General features: G+C 64.8%; 3 protein-coding genes. 1 reads left to right on the top strand and 2 read right to left on the bottom strand.

The annotated features are described in order from the left end of the window. Both I55_RS27450 and I55_RS37905 read right to left on the bottom strand, forming a co-directional pair. Window positions 1–402 (bottom strand): hypothetical protein (locus I55_RS27450; RefSeq protein WP_044563918.1); only part of this gene is annotated, 402 nt, incomplete at its 3' end. Between the two features lie 112 nt (window positions 403–514). Further along, complete coding sequence (locus I55_RS37905) at window positions 515–1,477, bottom strand: HK97 family phage prohead protease (protein WP_049974556.1); 963 nt, start codon at window positions 1,475–1,477, stop codon at window positions 515–517. 98 nt (window positions 1,478–1,575) lie between these two features. Here I55_RS37905 and I55_RS36415 point away from each other — a divergent pair, with 98 nt between their 5' ends. Continuing rightward, window positions 1,576–1,821: a hypothetical protein gene (locus I55_RS36415; protein WP_148294009.1), complete on the top strand. Its 246-nt coding sequence runs from the start codon at window positions 1,576–1,578 to the stop codon at window positions 1,819–1,821. Window positions 1,822–1,869 lie beyond the last annotated feature (48 nt).

The raw sequence follows: 1,869 nt of genomic DNA, 5'->3' as shown, positions 1-1,869 counted from the left end.
CTCGGCGGCGTAGTCGGCCTCGAAGTCCACGCTGGCCTCCAGGCCCAGGCCGCGATAGACCGCGTTCATGTCCTGGGTGCGGACGGCGATGACGCCGCCGCGGTTGCCGCCGGAAACACCGGCGCGCACGCCGGTGGTGTTCACACCGGTGACGGCCTTCCAGTTGGCCTGGATGCCACCCCGGCCGGAGACGCGGGGGATGCTGTTGCGCAGCGGCGTCAGCACCGGATAGAGCAGCTTGGCCCCGGCCTCCAGATCATAGAAGGTCAGGCCCGAAGTGGGGTTGCCGGACTGGGTGAAGGTGGACTTGGTCAGGTCGTCGCCGGCCAGGCGCTGCCCCTGCGCCGCCTTGAAGGCGGACAGGGTATCGGTGGTGGTCGCGGCGGTGGGGATGCCGTTCATCAATGTCTCCAACAGGTGAAAATGGGCGTGCGGCAGCCCACGCCGCCATCGGGTGACGGGGCGCTTCCGGGCGAACCGGTCAGTGGGGAACCAGGCGTCAGGGAAGAGGGGATCAGAAGGCCGGCAGCATGTGCGCCGGATGGCGCTGGGCCTTCTTGATGGCATCCAGCGCGGTGGCCGGGTTGTCCAGGGCGGTCTTGGTGCCGGCGTCTCCGACCACGGCGGTCTTCAGCACATAGTCCTCGGCGCGCGGCTGGGCCTCCAGCGCCCGGACCCGGGCCGCCAGGGCGTCGCGCTGGCGCAGCAGGCCGGCGCGATCGGCACGGGCGCGGCCCAGGGCCTTGCGCAGACCGGCCGTGCCCAGGCTGGCGGTCTTGTCCTCCCCCTCATCGCCATCATCAGCCTCGTCGCCATCGTCGTCCGGCGCCTCATCGGTGTTGGCGGCCTCCAGGGTGGCGATCAGACTTTCCACGGCCTTGGGCGACAGCCCCGCCACGGCGGCGCTGAACGCCTTCAGGATGGTGGCCAGAGGCGCGCATTCGGGCAGCGCGCCGCAGTCATCGTCGCCGCCCGCATCCTTCTTGGCCTTGGGCATCGGCTTCTTGGGCGGCGTGTCGGTTTCAGTCATGTCGGTGTCCTCCAGCTTGACCAGGGTGATGACGGCATCGGGGTTGGCCGGGCGGTCCACCAGGCTGATTTCCGTCAGGCGCAGGGCGGTGATGGTGTTGCGGTCGTCGGGGTCGCGGGCGGTGACCTTGCCGCCGATGGAAAAGCCCTTGTAGACCCCGGCCTTGACCTTGCGGATGGCGACCGGGTCCACCACCGTAGCGGTGATGCGGGTGCGGCGGTCGGCACCCACGGCGGCGGCATCCACCCGGCCGGCGGCCAGGGGCTGGTGCATCTCCCGCAACGGGCCGGTGCCCAGGCGCAGGAAATCCGGCAGGGCCGCCTTCACGGCGTCGGCCGCGACCACCTCGCCATCGCCATCCACCGTCTCGGTGGTGGCGATGCCCTCCACCATCAGGGTGCCGTCCGCCCCCTCCTCCACCTTGGTGAAATTGCCGAACAGGCGCATGGCGTCAGGTCTGATTTACCAAAAATAGAAATTCTGTGGAGAATTATTGACTTAGGTTGCTCGATATGGAAAATTCCCCCAAAACTATGGAGGGAAACATGGCCGTCGTCGAGAAAGTATATGGGCGTCGTCCCAGCACTGTGAATTCAGTCATTATTGCCGACTTCGAGCTTATCGCTTACCGGAAGGGAATTCGCATCGCTCGGGAAGAGGCGCAAATAATTCGTGAATTTGTCGATGCGATCGTTGATCATGTCCTATCAGGATATGATAGTGAAGACTATGAAATAAAGAATATCAATGCACTTGAGCAAGAAAGGAACTCAATCGAGCGAGAGCTATAATGCGAAAAGTCGCTGAGAGGATACTGGATAGGGTTAAAGCTACCCAAT

The organism is Azospirillum sp. B4 (genome assembly GCF_000333275.1).
Lineage (GTDB): Bacteria > Pseudomonadota > Alphaproteobacteria > Azospirillales > Azospirillaceae > Nitrospirillum.
This window is presented reverse-complemented; position numbering and strand designations above follow the sequence as displayed.

Coding starts and splice junctions, on each gene's coding strand:
- I55_RS37905 (WP_049974556.1), bottom strand. CDS start 1,477: ATGCGCCTGTTCGGCAATTTCACCAAGGTGGAGGAGGGGGCGGACGGC.
- I55_RS36415 (WP_148294009.1), top strand. CDS start 1,576: ATGGCCGTCGTCGAGAAAGTATATGGGCGTCGTCCCAGCACTGTGAAT.